Annotated in this window: 19 protein-coding genes and 1 pseudogene; 12 read left to right on the top strand and 8 right to left on the bottom strand. The window is 66.1% G+C overall.

The window, feature by feature from the left end; genetic code table 11:
* The first annotated feature begins 17 nt into the window (after nucleotides 1-17).
* The gene (locus BM282_RS17080; protein ID WP_089883298.1) at nucleotides 18-935 is read left to right on the top strand and encodes a DUF4349 domain-containing protein; all 918 of its coding nucleotides are present in this window, start codon (nucleotides 18-20) and stop codon (nucleotides 933-935) included.
* A gap of 78 nt (nucleotides 936-1,013) precedes the next feature.
* Complete coding sequence (locus BM282_RS17075) at nucleotides 1,014-2,189, top strand: redox-regulated ATPase YchF (RefSeq protein WP_089883296.1); 1,176 nt, start codon at nucleotides 1,014-1,016, stop codon at nucleotides 2,187-2,189.
* A gap of 196 nt (nucleotides 2,190-2,385) precedes the next feature.
* Here the strand turns inward: BM282_RS17075 and BM282_RS17070 are convergent, their stop codons facing one another.
* The 3 genes from BM282_RS17070 to BM282_RS18720 all read right to left on the bottom strand — a co-directional run bounded on the left by BM282_RS17070 (nucleotide 2,386) and on the right by BM282_RS18720 (nucleotide 4,389).
* Entirely contained in the window at nucleotides 2,386-2,688 is a 303-nt protein-coding gene (locus tag BM282_RS17070) for a DUF7344 domain-containing protein (RefSeq protein WP_089883294.1), read from the bottom strand.
* Between the two features lie 305 nt (nucleotides 2,689-2,993).
* Nucleotides 2,994-4,115, bottom strand: coding sequence for a pyridoxal phosphate-dependent aminotransferase (locus tag BM282_RS17065; protein WP_089883292.1), 1,122 nt, complete (start codon nucleotides 4,113-4,115; stop codon nucleotides 2,994-2,996).
* Between the two features lie 115 nt (nucleotides 4,116-4,230).
* A complete protein-coding gene (locus BM282_RS18720; protein ID WP_175501610.1) occupies nucleotides 4,231-4,389 on the bottom strand; it encodes a hypothetical protein in 159 nt (52 codons plus the stop codon).
* 402 nt (nucleotides 4,390-4,791) lie between these two features.
* Between BM282_RS18720 and BM282_RS17055 the strand changes: the two genes are divergently transcribed.
* Nucleotides 4,792-6,141 carry a DEAD/DEAH box helicase gene (locus BM282_RS17055; RefSeq protein WP_089883288.1) on the top strand — a complete coding sequence of 450 codons (1,350 nt, stop codon included), beginning with the start codon at nucleotides 4,792-4,794 and terminating at the stop codon, nucleotides 6,139-6,141.
* Nucleotides 6,142-6,169: 28 nt separating this feature from the next.
* Here BM282_RS17055 and BM282_RS17050 read toward each other — a convergent pair whose 3' ends face one another.
* Nucleotides 6,170-6,574 (bottom strand): transcriptional initiation protein Tat, encoded by a 405-nt coding sequence (locus tag BM282_RS17050; protein ID WP_089883286.1) that lies wholly within the window; start codon nucleotides 6,572-6,574, stop codon nucleotides 6,170-6,172.
* Between the two features lie 114 nt (nucleotides 6,575-6,688).
* On the opposite strand from BM282_RS17050, the gene BM282_RS17045 reads away from it, so the two are divergent.
* Nucleotides 6,689-8,227 (top strand): DUF790 family protein, encoded by a 1,539-nt coding sequence (locus tag BM282_RS17045; protein WP_089883285.1) that lies wholly within the window; start codon nucleotides 6,689-6,691, stop codon nucleotides 8,225-8,227.
* A gap of 13 nt (nucleotides 8,228-8,240) precedes the next feature.
* Here the strand turns inward: BM282_RS17045 and BM282_RS17040 are convergent, their stop codons facing one another.
* Both BM282_RS17040 and BM282_RS17035 read right to left on the bottom strand, forming a co-directional pair.
* Nucleotides 8,241-8,774 (bottom strand): DUF7122 family protein, encoded by a 534-nt coding sequence (locus BM282_RS17040; protein ID WP_089883283.1) that lies wholly within the window; start codon nucleotides 8,772-8,774, stop codon nucleotides 8,241-8,243.
* Entirely contained in the window at nucleotides 8,771-9,709 is a 939-nt protein-coding gene (locus BM282_RS17035) for an RsmB/NOP family class I SAM-dependent RNA methyltransferase (RefSeq protein ID WP_089883282.1), read from the bottom strand. The genes BM282_RS17040 and BM282_RS17035 overlap by 4 nt, the downstream gene beginning before the upstream one ends.
* Nucleotides 9,710-9,866: 157 nt before the next feature.
* Between BM282_RS17035 and BM282_RS17030 the strand changes: the two genes are divergently transcribed.
* The 6 genes and pseudogenes from BM282_RS17030 (at nucleotide 9,867) to BM282_RS17005 (ending at nucleotide 16,864) form a co-directional block, all read left to right on the top strand.
* Nucleotides 9,867-10,604, top strand: a complete 738-nt coding sequence (locus BM282_RS17030) for a proteasome assembly chaperone family protein (RefSeq protein WP_089883280.1) — start codon at nucleotides 9,867-9,869, stop codon at nucleotides 10,602-10,604.
* Between the two features lie 97 nt (nucleotides 10,605-10,701).
* Nucleotides 10,702-11,412, top strand: a complete 711-nt coding sequence (locus tag BM282_RS17025) for a nucleotide exchange factor GrpE (protein WP_089883278.1) — start codon at nucleotides 10,702-10,704, stop codon at nucleotides 11,410-11,412.
* Nucleotides 11,413-11,532: 120 nt separating this feature from the next.
* Nucleotides 11,533-12,249, top strand: coding sequence for an alpha/beta hydrolase (locus BM282_RS17020; RefSeq protein ID WP_089883518.1), 717 nt, complete (start codon nucleotides 11,533-11,535; stop codon nucleotides 12,247-12,249).
* A gap of 189 nt (nucleotides 12,250-12,438) precedes the next feature.
* Nucleotides 12,439-14,331, top strand: coding sequence for a molecular chaperone DnaK (gene dnaK, locus BM282_RS17015; RefSeq protein WP_089883276.1), 1,893 nt, complete (start codon nucleotides 12,439-12,441; stop codon nucleotides 14,329-14,331).
* Nucleotides 14,332-14,430: 99 nt separating this feature from the next.
* Nucleotides 14,431-15,597: pseudogene (gene dnaJ, locus BM282_RS17010) on the top strand (molecular chaperone DnaJ).
* Nucleotides 15,598-15,778: 181 nt separating this feature from the next.
* Nucleotides 15,779-16,864: a CobW family GTP-binding protein gene (locus tag BM282_RS17005; RefSeq protein ID WP_089883274.1), complete on the top strand. Its 1,086-nt coding sequence runs from the start codon at nucleotides 15,779-15,781 to the stop codon at nucleotides 16,862-16,864.
* Here the strand turns inward: BM282_RS17005 and BM282_RS18715 are convergent.
* Nucleotides 16,839-17,006 carry a hypothetical protein gene (locus BM282_RS18715; protein WP_175501609.1) on the bottom strand — a complete coding sequence of 56 codons (168 nt, stop codon included), beginning with the start codon at nucleotides 17,004-17,006 and terminating at the stop codon, nucleotides 16,839-16,841. The genes BM282_RS17005 and BM282_RS18715 overlap by 26 nt on opposite strands.
* Before the next feature lie 122 nt (nucleotides 17,007-17,128).
* On the opposite strand from BM282_RS18715, the gene BM282_RS18710 reads away from it, so the two are divergent.
* Nucleotides 17,129-17,284: a hypothetical protein gene (locus BM282_RS18710; protein WP_175501608.1), complete on the top strand. Its 156-nt coding sequence runs from the start codon at nucleotides 17,129-17,131 to the stop codon at nucleotides 17,282-17,284.
* Between the two features lie 40 nt (nucleotides 17,285-17,324).
* Here BM282_RS18710 and BM282_RS17000 read toward each other — a convergent pair whose 3' ends face one another.
* Nucleotides 17,325-18,494 (bottom strand): glutathione-independent formaldehyde dehydrogenase, encoded by a 1,170-nt coding sequence (locus BM282_RS17000; RefSeq protein ID WP_089883272.1) that lies wholly within the window; start codon nucleotides 18,492-18,494, stop codon nucleotides 17,325-17,327.
* A gap of 240 nt (nucleotides 18,495-18,734) precedes the next feature.
* Between BM282_RS17000 and BM282_RS16995 the strand changes: the two genes are divergently transcribed.
* Nucleotides 18,735-19,472, top strand: a complete 738-nt coding sequence (locus BM282_RS16995) for an acetyl-CoA synthetase (protein WP_245758406.1) — start codon at nucleotides 18,735-18,737, stop codon at nucleotides 19,470-19,472.

Below are 19,472 nucleotides of genomic sequence, written 5' to 3'. Positions count from 1 at the left end.
TCGTACGGTGTGTCAGGATGTCACAGAGACGAACGCTCGTCCTCGTCGCCGTCGTCGTCCTCGTCGCCCTCGCCGGGTGTAACGGGGCGGCGAACAGCGGTGGTGGGGACGGGGGCGAGGCAGTGTCACAGAGTCGTGCAGACGCGGGCGCGTCGGCCACCGCAGTCGAAGCCGAGGCGACGAGCGGCGGGTCCGGCGGGTCGAACGGCGACGCTTCCGTACAGGCGAACGTGCAGACGCGGCAACTCATCAAGACCGGTCGGATGCGCGTCGAAGTCGACTCGTTCGACGCGTCGAAACGGAACCTCACGGCCCACGTCGAGGAGTACGGCGGGTTCGTCTCGGACACGACCCAAGAGCGACACAGCGTCGGCAACGAGACGTACACGACGGGGCGACTCGTCCTGCGCGTCCCCGCCGACCGGTTCGACGCACTCGTCGACGACGCGCGCGCCGAGGGCGACGTGCAGGTGGTGGAGACGAACACCGAGGACGTGACGGACCGACTCGTCGACCTGAACGCGCGCTTGGAGAACCTCCGCGCGCAACGGGACCAACTTCGCGAACTGTACGACGAGGCGAACACCACCGAGGACGTGTTGGCGGTCCAGCGAGAACTCTCCGACGTTCAGGGCGAGATAGAGCGTCTGGAGGCACAGAAACAGTCCTTGGAGGACCGCGTCGCCTACTCGACGCTCACCGTCCAACTGAACGAACCGCGGCCGACGCCGCAGCGTATCGCGCCCGACCGGTGGTACGACACGCCCGTCCTCTCGGCGTTCCTTCAGTCCGTCGACGGCGTCGCCGTCGTCGCCCGCGCCGTCGTCGTCGGCGTGGCGTTCGCCCTCCCGTACGTGCTGGCGTTCGTCCTCCCCGTCGCCCTCCTCGCCGGCCTCGCGTGGCGCTTCCGGCACCGACTGTTGCCGCACTCGTAGTCGGGACGCCGCGTCTCCGGGCCGTTCGAGAACTCTCGGGACCGAAAGGATGTTCCGACCGTCACTCGTTCTGCAACCATGCTCTCTATCGCACTCGCGGGCAAGCCCAACGCGGGCAAGTCCACCTTCTACAAGGCGGCGACCATGGCCGACGTGGACGTGGGCAACTACCCGTTCACGACCATCGACCCGAACCGCGGCGTCAGTTACGCGCGGACCCGGTGTCCGTGTCTGGACCGAGACGAACGCTGCGGGAACTGCGAGGACGGCGTCCGGTACGTCGGCGTCGAACTCCTCGACGTGGCCGGACTCGTCCCCGGAGCGCACGAGGGCCGCGGACTGGGGAACCAGTTCCTGGACGCCCTCACGAACGCCGACGTCATCCTCGCCGTCGTCGACGCCTCCGGCGGAACGAACGAGGAGGGCGAACCCGTCGAGATAGGGACGTACGACCCCGTCGAAGAGGCCGACTTCGTCGAAGCGGAGTTAGAGCAGTGGCTCGCGGGCATCATCGAGAAGAACTGGGAGTCGGTCGTCCGCAAGTCTCGGTCGCCCGACTTCGACATCGACGAGGCGCTCGCCGAGATGCTCACGGGGTTCGGCGCCACGGAGTACGAGGTGGCCGCCTCGCTCCGCGCACTGGAGTACCCCGCTGACCCCAAACAGTGGACCGACGAGCATCGCGAGGCACTCGCGCGCGACGTCAGAGCGCGGACGAAACCCATCGTCCTCGTCGCCAACAAGGCGGACGTGGCCCCGCCGGAGAACCTCGAACGACTCCGCGAGAGCGACAAACCCGTCGTCGCCGCCACCGCCGACGGCGAACTCGGCCTTCGAAAGGCGGCCGAGGCGGGCATCGTCGACTACCTCCCCGGCGACGACGACTTCGACATCGTCGGCGACGTCTCGGCGGCGCAGGAGAAGGGCTTAGAGAAGATTCGCGAGGTTGTCGAAGCGAACGGCGGCACCGGCGTCCAGACGGCCCTCAACACGGCCGTCTACGACGTTCTCGACATGGTCACCGCCTACCCGGTCCAGAACGAGACGCGATGGACCGACGGCACCGGCGAGATGCTCCCCGACGCGTTCTTACTCGAACGCGGGTCGACGCCGCGTGACCTCGCCTACGCCGTCCACTCCGACATCGGCGACGGCTACCTCCACGCCGTCGACGCGCGGTCGACGCGCCGTATCGCCGAGGACTACGAACTGGACGAGGCCGACGTCATCAAGATAGTCAGCACCGCGAAGTAGCGGGCTGAAGGCGGTTCACAGCGTCGCGACTCGTCGTCGCGAGTGCGACACGAAAAGCGAGCGACGAGGGCCGTCGCTCGGAGGTGTAGTGTCCGTAAACCGGGTATGAGGACCTACGTGTCCATGGCAGAGTCCTGCGTACGTCCCGGTCGTATTTTATTTCGTGCCGATACCGTATAAGTCTACCTCGACGCGCTCAGTCCGAGAGCGCGGGCGAGGGTCGGGCCGTTCCACCACGGCGGCGACGGCGAACTGTTCCGGTCTCGTGGTCGAAGTCGACGAATCCCGCGTTCTGGAGTTTCGGGAGGTCGACGTGGTGCAGACGGACCATCGCGGCGTCGCGGTCTTCTTCGGAAACCTCGTCGCGGGACGTGCCGTCACAGGCGGCGACCACGTCGGCGGCCAACGTCTCGATGTCGACTGCGGCGGAGTGGTCGTCCAGACAGGACAGCACGGTTCTGCGGTCGCGGTCGGCGAGGGTTGCGATTGTATCGTTCATCGTTCGTGGTGGAGTGCGCGGGGTTTCGTTCGTCCCCTGCTGTACTCTCTCGGAGACACGGTTCCGTATTCAGCACCCGGCCTAACTGATTAGGACTGAGCTAGAATCGCTAAATTATCACGAGAATATACCAAAATTTTGCTACCAGTACGAAATATTGACTGTACTGTGTATGTGAATTTTGTACGCGGTTCGGCCCGAAATCGGTGCGAACGCCCGAGAGTGAAGATTAACGTACCGCTATCAGAACTGGTCGTCCTGCGTACGCCGACGAACCGGGCCGTCGGCGAGCGTGGTGCGTCGTCTCAGACGACGGCGTCGTAGGCGTCGCCCATCACGTCCAGCGCTTCCCGGAGAGAGTCCTCGTCCGTCGCGTAGGAGAGTCGCGCGTAGCCCGCGCCGTTCGCGCCGAACGCCTCGCCGGGGACGACGATGACGCCGCGTTCGAGACACTCGTCGACGAACCCCTCGGGCACTTCGGGCATACAGTAGAACGCCCCCGTCGGCGTCGGCACCGAGAGGCCGATGTCTCGCAGGCCTTCGACGACGATGTCTCGGCGACGGCGGAACGACTCCGTCATCTCGTCGACGATGTCCTGCGGGCCGGTGAGTGCCGCCTCCGCGGCGAACTGCGACGGGGCCGACGCGCAGGCCTGCGCGTACTGGTGCACGCGAACCATACGCTCGACGCGGCGCGAGGAGCCGTACACCCACCCGAGACGCCACCCGGTCATCGAGAACAGTTTCGACGCGGAGTTGACGACGACGACGTTGTCCGTCTCGGCGAACTCGATGGGAGAGCGGAACTCGCCGTCGAAGACGGTGTACTCGTACACCTCGTCGGAGATGCAGAGCACGTCGTGTTCGTCGGCGATGCGCGCGAACTCGCGGATATCTTCCGGCGGCGACACCGCCCCCGTCGGGTTACCGGGACTGTTGACGACGAACGCCGCGGTGTCCTCGGTGATGGCCGCCTCCACCGCGGCCGGGTCGAGCGTCAGGTCGTCGCGGAGGGCGATGGGAACGGGCGTCCCCCCCGCCAGTTTCGTCAGGGCGTCGTAGGAGACGAATCCGGGGTCGGGGATGATGACCTCGTCACCGGGGTTCACGTGCGCCTCCATCGCGATGTGGAGCGCTTCGGACCCCCCGGCCGTCGCGATGACGTCGTCGGGGTGCAGGTCGATTCCCTGGTCGCGTTCGTGTTTCGCCGCGATGGCCTCGCGGAGCGAGTAGATGCCCTTGTTCTCGGTGTACGCGTCCGCGCGGCCGTCCTCGATGGCGTCGATGGCGGCCTGTCGGGCGTGTTTCGGCGTCGGGAAGTCAGGTTGCCCGATGCCGAGGTTTATCGCGTCCGCGCCCGCGGCCTCGAACACCTCGCGGATTCCGCTTATCGACACCTTCTCGACTCTGTCGGAAAAGTCCGTCATACACTACCCCGAGTCGCCCGCCGGGATAGTTCTTCCCTCACATGGGCGGTGCCGACGTTCGCCGACTCCGCGGACCGGTCGACGACTCACCGACGAGTCGTCGCGTCGGTATCGACTACGCTTCGTCCTCGTACGTCTCTTTGAGGTCCTCGACGTGGTTCATCACGAGTTCCAGCGTCGCGTCGGCGTCGACGTAGCCCTTCTCGTACTCGCTGTGCGCCTTCTTCACGTCCGAGAGGAACGTTCCGACCGCGTCTTCGAGTTCGTCTGCCATATCCGTCAGATGTGGTCGGACAGTCAAAAACGCCTCGTCGTCGCGTGAGCCACGGGTTGTTGGTGAACACAGAACTCAGCGACTAAATCACCAATCAGGCCACAGCCAGAGAAACACCCCCACTCCCGAGACGCCGAGAGCGAGGTGGTATGTGTCGACGAGGGTACGCAAATCAACGACTGTGCCGTGCGCGTCTCCGGACACGGCTACAAAAACTGCTAGAAACACCCCCACAGTAACGAGATATCCAGTCTGAGTCCACCGATTCATCGGATGTTAGTTCTCTCCCTATAATTAAAATATTCTGTCATGTTGAACATTGTATTACGGTAGCGATTCGTATCGAAATCCGCAGTACCGCACGTCCGTCGATTTATACCCGATGCCGACCCAGACTTCTGTGTGCTCACGCTGACGTTCGAAGACGGGACGGTCCGCGTCGGCGGTCTCTCGAAGTCCGACGTCGCCGCGTCCGACCTCCCGGGGGTGACGTGGGACGACAGGGGACTCGTCGCCCGCGCGCCCGCCCACCGCTACGGTGACCTCCGGGCGACGCTCGACCGGCGCGGCGTCGACTACGAGGACCGCGTCCTCCCGGAGACGACGCTGGACCTCGCGCACGCGTACGACCTCCGCGACTACCAGCGGGCGGCGCTCGACGCGTGGCGCGAGAACGGCGACCGGGGGGTGCTCGAACTCCCGACGGGGGCCGGAAAGACCGTGATAGCCGTCGCCGCCATCGCCGCACTCGGCGTGCCGACGCTGGTCGTCGCTCCCACGGTGGACCTCGTCGGCCAGTGGCGACGCGAACTGGAGACGGAGTTCGGCGTCTCCGTCGGTCAGTTCGGCGGCGGCGAGCAGACGCAGGAGGCCATCACCGTCTCCACCTACGACTCGGCGTATCTCCGCGCCGAAGACGTCGGCGGCGACTTCGGCCTCGTCGTCTTCGACGAAGTCCACCACCTCGGCGGCGCGGGCTACCGCGACGTGGCGCGACTCCTCGCCGCGCCCGCCCGCCTCGGTCTGACGGCGACGTTCGAACGGCCCGACGGCGCGCACGAACTCCTGACCGACCTCGTCGGCCCGAAGGTGTACGACCGGTCGGTCGACGACCTGGCGGGCGAACACCTCGCCGACTACGAGGTCCGACGGGTCGAAGTCGACCTCACGCCCGAGGAACGCGACCGTTACGAGGAGGCGCAGGGGACGTTCGTCGACTACCTCAAACGGTCGAATCTCTCCTTTCGCTCCGGAGCGGACTACCAGAAACTCGTGATGCGGTCGGGGTCGGACCCGCGGGCGCGAGAGGCCCTCCTCGCGAAGCAACGCGCGCGCCGCATCATGATGAACGCCGACGCGAAGGTTGAGCGACTGGGTCGCATCCTCGACAGACACCGCGAGGACCGCGTCATCGTCTTCACCGCGCACACAGACCTCGTCTACCGCCTCTCCGAGCGCTATCTCCTCCCGGCGATAACGAGCGAGACGGGTGCCGAGGAGCGACGCGAACTGCTCGAACGCTTCCGCGACGGGACGTACTCGCGCGTCGTCGCCGCGAACGTCCTCGACGAGGGAGTCGACGTCCCGGATGCGAACGTGGCCGTCATCCTCGCCGGAAGCGGGTCCGAACGCGAGTTCACGCAGCGACTCGGGCGCATCCTCCGCCCGAAGGTCGACGGTGGCTCCGCGATACTGTACGAACTCGTCAGCAGCGAGACCGCAGAAGAACGAGTCGCCGACCGGCGGCGGTAGTTTCTCTCTCCGCGTCGAACTCCGGCGCTCAGACGAGCGTCACGTCGAGTTCGCCGCCGTTCGCGAACCGCTTTTCGGTCACCTCGAACGCCGTCGAGAACGTCGCCGTCTCGCCCGGGCCGACGGTCACGTCCTCCTCGTCGGTGTACGACTCACCGCCGACCGTCACGCGCACGCGGACGGTGGCGACGCGTTCGACGTCGCCGCGGTTGCCGACGGCTCCGAACACGCGGAGGCCGCCCGAATCGGTGGCCTCGAAGTCGAACCGTTCCACGTACAGTTCGTCCTTCTCGGGGGTCTGTCGGGGCTGTCCGGCCGGTGCGTCCGGCGGGCGACGGGGGCCGGTCCCGCGCGGGGGCGACCCGAGACAGCCGCCGCCGACCGCGAGGACGCTCGCCGGGAGGGCGCGGAGGAACGTGCGGCGCGTTGCCATGTACGCAGAACATCCCGTCGGACGGTATGAGCCTTCCCCTTCGCCGTCCGCGCCGGGGGCACTCGCCGACGCTGCGTCGGCGGCCTTTTGAGACGGCGCGGCCAACGCTCGCTCGTGTTGACGAAAGACCTCTTGCGCGTCTCTCGGGCGGGCGGCGGCTACCACCCGCGGTTCGTCGGCCGGGAGTCGCGTCCCCTCGCCGCGCGCGTCTTCGGGGTCTATCAGGGGCACGTCGGCGAACCGCGGCACCGCCTGGACGACGCGCTCTCCGCCCTCGAAGGCGACGCCGAGGACTTCAAACTCGTCCGCGGGTTCGCGGCGCTGTTGGAACGGGAGGCGACGTTCGAGGTGTCGGCTCCGCTCCCGCCCGTCCGCGTCCGTCGAGCGACGTTCGAGGCGGCCGAAGCGGCGGGCGTCCCCACCACCGAGGCGGCGCGAACGGCCGTCCTCGACGCCGCGGCGGACCGCCTCGCCACCGACCGCGAGTCGATAGCGCGGTCGCTCTACGCCGACCGGTCGGTGAACGAACTCCTCGCCGAGTTCGACCCGCGCTGGTCGCCCGACGCCCTCCTCGACCAGTACAACCTCTCTCTGGCACAGACCGCGTTGTTCGACGCCACCGAGGTTCGAGTCCGAAGCTCCGACCCGAAGCGACTCGTCTCGGCGGTGAAACGCCTCGGACTGATGTACGAGATTCGCCGCGACGGCGAGACGCGGGAACTCGTCGTCACCGGTCCCGACGGCCTGTTCACCGGGACGCGACGCTACGGGACGGCGTTCGCCCGCCTCCTCAGGACCGTCGCGGGGACGGCCGAGTGGCGACTCACGGCCACCATCGACGACCGAGGCACCGAACGCGAGATGACGCTCTCGGAGGCGGACGTGTCGGTTCCGGACGTCGACCCCGTCACGGAACCCACCTACGACAGCGGCGTCGAAGCCGACTTCGCCGCGCGGTTCGAGGGGCTGAACCTCGACTGGGAACTCCTGCGCGAACCGGAACCGCTCGCTGCGGGCGCGCGGGCGATGATTCCCGACTTCGCGTTCGACTACCGACCCGGCGGGCGAGAGAGAGAGGGTGCGGGGGACCCACCGCTCCGCGTCTTCTTCGAGGTCATGGGCTTTTGGACGCCCGAGTACGTCGAGAAGAAACTCGACCAGTTCGCCACCGTCGCCGACGACGTCGAACTCGTCGTCGCCGTCGACGAGTCGTTGGCCGTCGCCGAGGACGTCGCGGCACTGGACCACCGCGTCGTCACCTACTCCGGGTCGGTTCGGGTGAAGGACGTGGTGGACGTCCTTCGCGGGTACGAGGCGGAGTTAGTCGCCGACGCGGCCGCCGAGTTGCCCGCGGAACTCGCGCCCGACGAGGACGTGGTTTCGCTCGCGTCGCTGGCGGAGGCTCACGGCGTCGCCGAAAACGCCCTCTCGGCGGTGGCGTTCCCCGACCACGAACTCGTCGGACGGACGCTCTTTCGGCCCGCGGTGCTTGACGCTCTCGCCGAGGAGTTAGACGCGGGGATGTCGCTGTCGGAGGCGGAGGCGGTTTTGGAGCGCCGAGGGGTCACTGAGTCCTCGGCGGTGTTGTCGCGACTCGGCTACCGAGTGGCGTGGGAGGGACTGGGCGGCGGGACGCTTCGAGAGAAGGAGTGACCGAGAGACGACCTTACGACAGGTCTTCCTGCCGCCCTTTCGGCACCGTCGACCGCAGTTCGCCGTGGAGATAGAGGCCGACGCCGATGGGTTCGACCGCGCCCTCGAACTCGTGGGCGGCGACGACGTAGCCCCAGTCGCCCTCCCAGCGTTCGAGTTCCTGGTCGTCGCCGCGGGCGAACGTCTCCGCCTCGTCTTCGTCCAACAGGACGACGTTCTTCGACGCCGCGCCGCAGAAACGCTGGACGGCGTTGGTCGAGGGTTTCCAGTGTTCCTGCCGCGCGCGGAGGATGCGCAGACCGAGACCCTCGACGGGGTTCGGACTCACCAGGTCGGCGGCGAACGCCCAAATCTTCCCGTTGCCTTTCTCCCAGAACGTGTGTCCGTCCCACGTCTCCGGCGGGAGTCCGTAGCGCTGTTCCCACCAGCCGACGACTTCCTCGCGGGTGGGTCGCCCGGCGACGACGCGTTCGTCGCTCGTCGCGGGCAGGCGGTCGAACCGCTGGCCGTCGTTCTCGGGCCTCTGGTCGCCGGTGTCGTCGCTCATGCGGTCACCTCCAGTTTCGCGCAGAAGAACCCGCCCGTGTCGTTGTGGTGCGGGTAGACGCGGTGTGCCAGTTCCACGGAGGGGTCGTACTCGTCGCCGTCCCACTCGGTCACGCCGAGGGCCGTCTCGAAGCCGTCGGGCGCGTCCCATTCGACCATCTGGCAGTCCTCCTCGCCGAGCACGTGGTCCAGTACGGCTTCGTTCTCCTCGGGCGCGAACGTGCACGTCGAGTAGACGACGGTGCCGCCCTCGCGCGTCGCTTGCACCGCGCGGCGAAGGATGCCTTTCTGGATTCCGGCGACGCTGTGGACGTGGTTCATCGTCCACCGGTCCAGCGCGTCGGGGTTCTTCCGAATCGTCCCCTCGCAGGAACACGGCGCGTCCACGAGTGCCCGGTCGAACGCGTCTATCGCTTCGGGGTCGTCCGTGTCCTCGCCGAACGGCTTCAGCGAGTAGTTTCGCGCGTCCTGATTGGTCACGACGAGGTTGCTCACGCCGAGGCGTTCGGCGTTGTGCCGCAGAGCGGAGAGGCGGCCGAGGTTGTTGTCGTTGCCGATGAGCGTTCCCGTGTCGTCCATCAGGTCCGCGAGTTGCGTCGTCTTGCTTCCGGGGGCGGCACAGGCGTCCCAGATGACCTCTCCCGGTTGCGGGTCGAGTGCGAGTGCGGGGAGCGCCGACACTTCTTCTTGGCCGTGGAGCCACCCGTGGAAGTAGGGCCACGTCGTCCCGGGGCCGCGTTCGTCCAGTTTCAGGATTCCCGGATGCCAGTCGGTCGCCTCGTAGCCGACGTCGCCGGCGTCGAGTGCCGAACGCGCGCGCTCTACCGTCGTCTTGATGCCGTTGACGCGAACGACGGACGGAAGCGGCCGGTCGCAGGCCTCGAAGAACGCCTCCTCGTCGTCCACGAGCGGCGCGTACCGCTCTAAGGGGTTCATTGCACGCTTCTACCCGAGGGGGCCGCTTGTGGGTTTCGGAGTGCGCGCCGCGCTCTCGAACGTCCACGGTCGACGCGGCACCGCCCCGGACCGACGGATTCGCGTCGCCGATGCCCCGACACCGCGCTTTTACCTCCTCGGCGTGTCAAGGTGAATCATGGCTCAAATACGCATCCTCGACGACGTGTCGCTGTCGGAACCGGCGATGGTCGAGGGCCTCCCGGGAATCGGACTGGTCGGCAAGATAGCCGCGGACCACCTCGTCGAGACGTTCGACATGGTCCACTACGCGAACCTCCACTGCGACGGCATCCCGAAAGTCGCCGTCTACCACGAGGGCGACGCGTCGCTCTCCTCGCCCGTCCGCCTGTACGCCGACGAGGAACACAACTTGCTCGTCCTGCAGAGCGACGTCCCCATCGCGCCGAAGGCGGCCGCGGAACTCGCCACCTGCCTCTCGGAGTGGTTCGACGAGACGGCGGTGACGCCCATCTTCCTCTCCGGTCTCCCGCGCGAGAAGTCCGACGACGTGCCCCACCTGTACGCCGTCGCGTCGGGCGACGGCGCGACGTTGGTCACCGAGGCGGGAATCGACCTCCCGAGCGAGATGGGCCTCATCTCGGGGCCGACCGGTGCGCTGTTGAACGACGCAGTCGAACACGACCGGACGGCGGTCGGACTCGTCGTCGAGTCGGACCCGCAGTTCCCGGACCCCGAGGCGGCCCGCGTCATCATCAAATCGGGCATCGAACCCCTCGCCGGCATCGACGTCTCCGTCGACAACCTGGTCGAACGCGCAGAAGAGATTCGAAACGCGAAGGAGCAACTCGCCCGCCGGATGCAGGAGGGCGACGAGGAGAGCACGCAGGCGCAACCGCTTCGGATGTACCAGTAACGACCGGAGCGTCCGAGTACCGGCCGACTGGGCGTCGTCTTCGGCCCCACAGACCGAGTCGTACAACCTTAAGCCGCGTCACCCGTTTTGGTCAGACATGACCGACGACTCTCCCGACGGACGCACCTCCGGACGCGCAGACGTCGACGAGACACCCGACCGCGGCGCAGTCGACGGGTCCGACGCGACGCCCGACTCGGACGCGTCCGACGGAGACGCCGCCCCCGAAGAGGGCGCGGACGCCGCCACCGCGGGCGAGGGGACGCACGGCGAGGAACTCGTCTCGCGCGTCGCCGAGTACGACGAGGAACTCGCCGACGACGTCGCGGCGCTTCGGGGCCGCGTCCAGCGACTGGAGACGGAACTCGCGGCGACCGAAGAGGAACGGGACGAACTCACCGACCGTCTCAAGCGGACGCAGGCCGACTTCCAGAACTACAAGAAACGCGCGAAGAAGCGGCAAGACCAGATACGCGAGACGGCCACCGAGGACTTCGTCGAACGCGTCGTCACGGTCCGCGACAACCTCGTTCGCGCGCTCGACCAGGACGAGGACGCCGACATCCGGCCGGGCGTCGAGTCCACGTTAGAGGAGTTCGACCGCATCCTCTCTACGGAGAACGTGACGACCATCGACCCCGAACCCGGAAAGGAAGTCGACCCGGCGCGACACGAAGTGATGATGCGCGTCGACAGCGAGCAACCCGAAGGCACCGTCGCCGACGTCTACCAACCCGGTTACGAGATGGCGGAGAAGGTCATCCGCGCCGCGCAGATAACCGTCAGCACCGGCGAAGACGAAGAGTAACTCGGTCTCCCGGGCCGACTCGCGAGAGGAACTCACCGCTTCGCGTACGTTTTTGTCGACGGCGTGTCACTCGCAGGCATGAAACTCTCGTTCAGAAACCGCTTCCGTGAGACGCCTCGAATGCGCTTTTCTGTCCACGGCGACAGCGACGGCGACACCGGCGACGACCTGTTGTTCGTGCTAGGGTGGGGCAACGAACCGGAGCACGAACACGTCTCGTGGCTCGTCGACCGACTCACCGACGACTACCGCGTCCACGCCGTCACCATCCCGACGAACGGATGGGACTTCGACGACCAGTACCTCGCGCCCGTGCGGGCGTACTACGAGAATCGCGACTTCGAGGTGGTGTTGAGTCACAGCACGGGTGGACTCGTCGCCGAACACCTCTCGGACGCCGTCGACGGGGTGAGAAACGTCTTCTTGAGTCCGTGGTGGGGGACGGCCCCGAACGAGGGGTTCGAGTCGGTCGTTCTGCCGTACTTTCTCCGGATACCGACCAGCAAGCGCCTCTTTCGACCGGACCGGGACGTCTCCGCCATCGGCGACCTGAAGTCCGAAGACGAGTACGACGACGGCCCGGACGGACTCTCACCGGCGTTCCTGCGGACTATCCTCGACGCGCAGGCGCGCCTCCCCGCGTTCGACGACGAGGACGTGGTGTTCGCGTCGCTGTCGGACCGCATCGTGAGCGTCCGAGCCATCGGCGACCGGACGCCCGCCGCGAACCTCCGGCCGTACGACGGCGGCCACGAGTTCTTCGCCTCGTCCGGACGAGAAGCGGTGGTCGAAGACGTGATGGCCGCCTTGGACGAGGGCGTCGAAGCGATTCGGTAGCGGCTGTCCCGCCGCACCGACGACGCCGCGGCGGTTTGACTGGACCGACTGCGTGCGGTTCGATATAAAACCTGTCACACGACGCTCCGGCGAACGACCAAATCGACAGACAGCGGCGACCCGCCTGTCCGCGGTTCACGCTCCCGTCTAGTAACCTTTAACCGATTTAGACCAGTAGTTGGCGTCAAGATGGCGAGCAACAAGATTCTCGGTATCGACCTCGGTACCACGAACAGTGCATTTGCGGTGATGGAGGGCGGCGACCCCGAAATCATCGTAAACGCCGAGGGAGACCGCACCACACCCTCCGTGCTCGCGTTCACCGAGGACGGAGAGCGCCTCGTCGGGAAGCCCGCGAAGAACCAGGCGATTCAGAACCCCGACCGAACGATTCGGTCCATAAAGCGCCACATGGGCGAAGAGGACTACACCGTCGAGATAGACGGTGAGGACTACACGCCCGAGCAGATATCGGCGATGATCCTCCAGAAGATCAAGCGCGACGCCGAAGACTACCTCGGCGACGAGGTGGAGAAGGCGGTCATCACCGTTCCGGCGTACTTCAACGACCGACAGCGACAGGCGACGAAAGACGCCGGCGAAATCGCCGGCTTCGAGGTCGAACGCATCATCAACGAACCGACCGCGGCCTCCATGGCCTACGGACTGGACGACGACTCCGACCAGACCGTCCTCGTGTACGACCTCGGCGGCGGGACGTTCGACGTGTCGGTCCTCGACCTCGGCGGCGGCGTCTACGAAGTCGTCGCGACGAACGGGGACAACAGCCTCGGCGGCGACGACTGGGACGAGGCCATCATCGACCACCTCGCAGAGGAGTTCAAGAACAACCACAACATCGACCTCCGCGAGGACCGACAGGCCCTCCAGCGACTGAAAGACGCCGCCGAAGAGGCGAAGATAGAGCTCTCCTCGCGCAAGGAGACGACCATCAACCTGCCGTTCATCACCGCGACGGACTCCGGTCCGGTCCACCTCGAACAGAAACTGACGCGCGCGAAGTTCGAGTCGCTCACCTCCGACCTCATCGACCGCACCGTCGGCCCGACGGAGCAAGCCCTCGAAGACGCCGGCTACGCCGCCGACGACATCGACGACGTCATCCTCGTCGGCGGCTCCACCCGGATGCCGCAGGTCCACGACAAGGTCACCGAGATTCTCGGGAGCGAACCGAAGAAGAACGTCAACCCCGACGAAGCCGTCGCCCTCGGTGCGGCCATCCAGGGCGGCGTTCTCGGCGGCGAAGTCGACGACATCGTCCTCCTCGACGTGACGCCGCTCAGCCTCGGTATCGAGGTGAAAGGCGGTCTGTTCGAGCGACTCATCGAGAAGAACACGACCATCCCGACCGAGGAGTCGAAGATATTCACCACGGCCGCGGCGAACCAGACGTCCGTGCAGGTCCGCGTCTTCCAGGGTGAACGCGAGATAGCCAACGAGAACGAACTCCTCGGCGAGTTCCAGTTGAACGGTATCCCGCCAGCACCGGCCGGAACGCCGCAGATCGAGGTCACGTTCAACATCGACGAGAACGGCATCGTCAACGTCGAAGCCGAGGACAAAGGCTCCGGCAACGCCGAGTCCATCACCATCGAAGGCGGCGCCGGCCTCTCCGACGAGCAGATAGACAAGATGCAAGAGGAGGCCGAGAAGCACGCCGAAGAGGACAAAGAACGCCGCGAGCGCATCGAGGCCCGCAACGAGGCCGAGAGCGCCGTTCAGCGCGCCGAGACCCTCCTCGAAGAGAACGACGAGCAGATAGACGACGACCTGCGCGCCGACATCGAGGCGGCAATCGAGGACGTCGAAGCCACCCTCGAAGACGAGGACGCGACGACGGAGGACCTCGAAGGCGCGACCGAAGACCTCTCGACGGAACTCCAAGAGATCGGCAAGCAGATGTACCAGGGTCAGGCCCAGCAAGCGCAGGCCGGCGGCGGTGCCGGACCCGGCGGCATGGGTGGCATGGGCGGCATGGGCGGTCAGGAACCCGACGGCGGCGACGACGACGAGTACGTCGACGCCGACTTCGAGGACGTGGACGACGAAGACGACTCGTAGAGTCGTCACCTGACCCCCGACGCTATCGTCTTCACTCCCAATTCTGTCGTCTTCGACCCGTTCTTTTGAAGTAGTTCAACCGAGTAACGGTGACAACGAATGAGCGAGGACTTCTACGACGCACTCGGAGTGTCACGCAACGCGTCCGAGGACGAGATAAAGAAGGCCTACCGCAAAAAGGCCGCAGAGTATCACCCCGACGTCTCCGACGACCCCGACGCCGAGGAGAAGTTCAAGAAGGTCAAGAAGGCCAAAGAGGTGCTGACGGACGACCAGAAGCGCCAGCAGTACGACCAGATGGGCCACGACCGCTACGAGCAAGCCGAGAAGCGCGGCGGCGTCGGCGGCGGTGCCGGCGGCATGGGCGGGCAGGGCAACCCGTTCGGCGGCGCGGGCGGACAGGGCAACCCCTTCGAGGACATCTTCAACCAGTTCTTCGGCGGCGGTGGCGGCATGGGCGGGCAGGGTCGCCAGCGCAACCGTCCCCGACAGGGACAGAACCTCCGCACGCGGGTTCGGTTGGACCTCGAAGAGGCGTACGAGGGCGTCGAAAAGCAGTTCACCGTCACGCGCCCGGAACGCTGTCCAGAGTGCGACGGCGACGGTCACCCCGAGGACGCCGAGGTGAACACCTGTCCGCAGTGCAACGGGCAGGGACAGACGACCACCGTCCGCGACACGCCACTCGGCCGCGTCCAGCAGACGCAGACCTGTCCGCAGTGCCGCGGCGAGGGCCAGACGTACAGCGAACGCTGTCCGGACTGCGACGGCGACGGCGTCGTCGAAGAGGAGGCGACGCTGACGGTCACCATCCCGGCCGGCATCCGCGACGGCCAGACGCTCCGGATGGAACGCGAGGGCGCGCCCGGCGAGAACGGCGGGCCGAACGGTGACCTCCTCATCGAGGTGGGAATCCGGGACCACGACGCGTTCGAACGCGACGGCGACGACCTGTACCACAACCTCGCCGTCTCCTTCCCGCAGGCCGTCTTCGGCGCGACGGTGGAGATTCCGACCGTCACGGGGACGACGGAGTTCGAGGTACCCGAGGGAACGCAGAGCGGCGAGTCGTTCCGCGTCCGCGGCGAGGGGATGCCCCACCTGCGGGGCCGCGGCAGCGGTGACCTCCACGTGTAAGTGGATGTGGTCACCCCCGAGAAACTGAACAAAGAGCAACGCGAAGCGCTCGAAGCGTTCGCCGAGGCGGGCGGCGAAGAGGTGAACGTGAAAGAGGGCTTCTTCGAGAAGATCAAGAACTCGCTGTAGCGCCTCCTCGTTCTCCCACCACCGTGTAGGCCGTTGAATTCCGCTCTCGGTCTCCGGGCAGGCGTTCGCGTCTCGTCTCCGCGCCGGCGGCGTGAACGCAACTGGTATCTAGTCTAACACTACTTCTTCGAAGCGGACGGTTCCGGAACGTTATCTTACTTCGTCTCGTCTACTGGCAGTGATGACCGCCGGTAGTGCCGAAACGATACCCGTCACCATCGTCAGCGGAACGCTCGGTGCGGGGAAGACGACGCTCGTGAACCGCATCTTAGAGAACGACGCGGGGTACGACGTCGCCGTCCTCGTCAACGACATGGGCGAGGTGAACGTCGACGCCGAACTCGTCGCCGGGTCGACGGACGACGACGTGATAGACCTCACGAACGGCTGTATCTGCTGTCGGTTGCAGGACGATTTAGCGAGCGAGGTGACGCGTCTCGCCGACGAGCGAGTGTTCGACTGCCTCCTCGTGGAGGCGTCGGGAATCAGCGAACCGTTCCCCATCGCGCGGACGTTCGTCGAGAACGACGCCGTCGCCGAGCGCTATCGGTTGGACACGATGGTGTCCGTACTGGACGCGTACGGCTTCTGGAAGGAGTTCGACCCCGAGACGAACCGGCCGACCGAACAGGCTGCCGGCGGGCGAGAACTCGCGGACGTCCTCGTCGACCAGGTGGAGTTCTGCGACGTGTTGTTGTTGAACAAGTGTGACCTCGTCCCCCACGACGAGTTAGACGGCGTCGAGAGCGTCGTCCGCGAGATGCAACCGCGGGCGGGTATCCACCGGACGACGCACGCCGACGTCCCCGCCGAGACGGTTCTGGACACGAACCTGTTCGACTTCGACGCGATTCGACGCTCTGCGGGATGGAAACGACGACTCGCCGAGGACCACCATGGTCACGACCACGACCACGGCAACGCGCACGGCGTCTCGTCGTTCTGCTACGAGACGACGCGCCCGTTCCACCCCGAACGGTTCGAGGCGTGGATGGACGAGTGGCCGCCGGGCGTCTACCGCGCGAAGGGGTTTTTCCTCCTCTCGACCCGTCCGGAGACGGTCATGGGGTTGAACCGCGCCGGTCCCTCGGTCACGGCCGGACCCATCGGTCGCTGGCAACCGGACGACGAACCGACGACGAGACTCGTCTTCATCGGCGCGGAGTTGGACGAAGAAGCGATTCGAGAGCAACTGGACGCGTGTCTCGTCGAAGACGGAGCGGAGGTCCCCACCGAGGAACTCAGCGACCCGTTCCCGACGGCGTAACCTGGTCTCGAAGTTCGTCCCACGACTCCTCGAACCCGTAGTTCGACTCCCGTTCTCGTGCCTTCGCCTGGGCGGTCTGGTAGACGTCGTCGTACTCCAGCAGTCTGTGCCACCCCTCGTTCATCATGCAGTAGAGACACATCGCTCGTCTAGTTCACTCCTCGCATCGGCAAGGTCGTTACCCCACCACGACGACACGAATTTCGTAATACGACTGACAGTCTTCTCGGAAGATATATCTATGCGCGCGAATTGGTGCTGGTGATGAGTCGAGAAATCGTGTCAGCATACCGCGCGGTCGTCACGGGCGAGTGCAACCACTGCCAGTGGGAAGCACTCGCGACGTCGTACCCCGAGATGGTCGAGATGTACCACGACCACCTCCGGGCGGACCACCCGACGGCGTGGTTACACGCCTGAGAGTCGGTCCGTCTCGGCGACTGCGCGTCCGTCCGTTCGACTACGGTTCGAGGAGTACCTTCGTCACGCCCTCTTCGCGCTTGTCGAACGCCTCGTACATCTCCGGTGCCTCGTCGAGGCCGACGCGGTGTGAGACGACGAAACTCGGGTCCGCGCGCCCCTCGATTATCAGGTCGCGGAGTTCCCGGTTGTAGTCTTTCACGTTACACTGGCCGGTGCCGAGTTTCTGTCCCTTCTCGAACAGTTTCCCGAAGTCGATACCGAGTCGACCCTCCGCGGACATCTCGTCCGGCGCGCCGGGGTCCGAGGGGACGTACAGTCCCGGTATCCCGAGTTGCCCCGTCGGTCTGACGGTTCGGATGAGTTGGTTGAGGACGACGGCCGGGTTCTCGCGGGCGGGGTCGTACGGGTCGTCGTCGTCGGCGTCGCGGGCCTTCTCGGGGTCGATGGCCTGATAGCCGACGGCGTCGACGCCTCTATCGACTTCGTCGCCGTGCGCGTCGATAATCTGGTCGACGGGGTTGCCCTCCTCGAAGTTGATGGTCGTCGCGTCGCAGTGCTTCTCGGCGAGTTCGAGGCGACTCGGAACTCGGTCGACGACGTATATCTCGGAGGCGCCCTTGATTTTCGCGCTGTACGCCGCCATCAGGCCGACCGGACCCGCACCGTAGATGGCGATGGACTCGCCCGGTTGCAGTCCGGCGAGTTCCGTCCCGTGCCACCCCGTCGGGAAGATGTCCGCGAGGAGTGCGAACGAGTCCTCGTGTTCTCTGCCCTCCGGCAGTTTCAGCGCGTTGAAGTCGGCGTAGGGGATGCGAAGTTTCTCCGCCTGTCCCCCCTTGTACGGCCCCATCGCGACGTAGCCGTAGGCACCGCCGGCGAACCCGGGGTTGACGTTGGTACAGAACCCCGTAAAGCCCTCCTCGCAGTTCTTACAGAACCCACAGGCGACGTTGAACGGGGCGACGACGCGGTCACCCTCTTTCAGCGTGCTCACCCCGTCGCCCACCTCCGTCACGATACCCATGTTCTCGTGCCCGAACACGATTCCCGGTTCCGCCGCCGTTCGGCCCTCGTACATGTGGAGGTCCGACCCACAGATGCACGACGTCGTAATCTCGATGAGAACGTCGTTCGGGTGTTCTATCTGTGGTTCGTCTACCTCCTCGACCGCCACTTCTTTCGGTCCCTTGTAGACCACTGCTCTCATTGACATTGTGTTGCCACCACTCTATACTGCGGTCGTCTGATTATTATGTCATTTTACGTACTACTGTGACTATCATGATGTTTTGTTATAAAATTGTAGGTGATAGTATCTGGTGCGTTCTTTTCGACCTCCCCACACTGTCGAACGCCGCGCAGCGGAACCGAACACCGACCGGACGCTCCGGCGACCCGACGCGGGTCAGACGACGGACCTTTGTCGAGTGCCTCCCTCCTCTCGGACGTGACGCACGACGCCCCGCCGAGTCCCGTGACTGCTCCCACGGTGGTCGGTGACCTCGTCGCACGCGATAGACGCACCGCGGCACCCGCCCTCCGCGACGACGTCTCCGACCGGTCGTACAGTTACCACGACTTCGTGACGACGACGTACAAGGCGGGGAACGTCCTCAGATACCTCGGCGTCCGCGACGGGGACGGCGTCGCCGTCGCCCCCGACGCCCGGCCCGAAGCGCCACTCGTGTTCTACGGGGCCGCCCAGTTGGCGGCGGTCACCTCCTTCTCGCCCGACGCCGACGACCCCCCGCGCGCCACCGTCGTCGGCGTCGAACGCGAGGCCGACTTCGAACTCCCGGCGGGACACAAACTCGCCGTCTACGGCGGCCCGCCGGAACGCCCGGAGACGACGCACTGGGAACAGGAGGTGTGGAGCGAGAACCCCGCCGTCCACCCCGTCGCCGTGGAGGCTTCCGCACCCGTCCTCAGCGCCGCGGACGAGACGTACACGCACGAGGGGGTCCTCGACGCGGCCCTGTCGGTGGTCGAGGACGCGGGAATCGAACCGGGCGACGACGTCGTCGTCCGCGCTTCCTTGACGGAGGCGGGTGCCGTCGTCGCCGGACTCCTCGCGCCCGTACTCGCCGGTGCCGTCGTCGTCTTCCCCGACGCGGAGACGGTCGGTGACGTGGCCGTGGGGTCGGGCCCGGAGGAGAGAGCGGTCGACCCCGACGGCGTCTGCTGA

Source organism: Halogeometricum limi (assembly GCF_900115785.1).
GTDB classification, from domain to species: Archaea; Halobacteriota; Halobacteria; order Halobacteriales; family Haloferacaceae; genus Halogeometricum; species Halogeometricum limi.
This window is presented reverse-complemented; position numbering and strand designations above follow the sequence as displayed.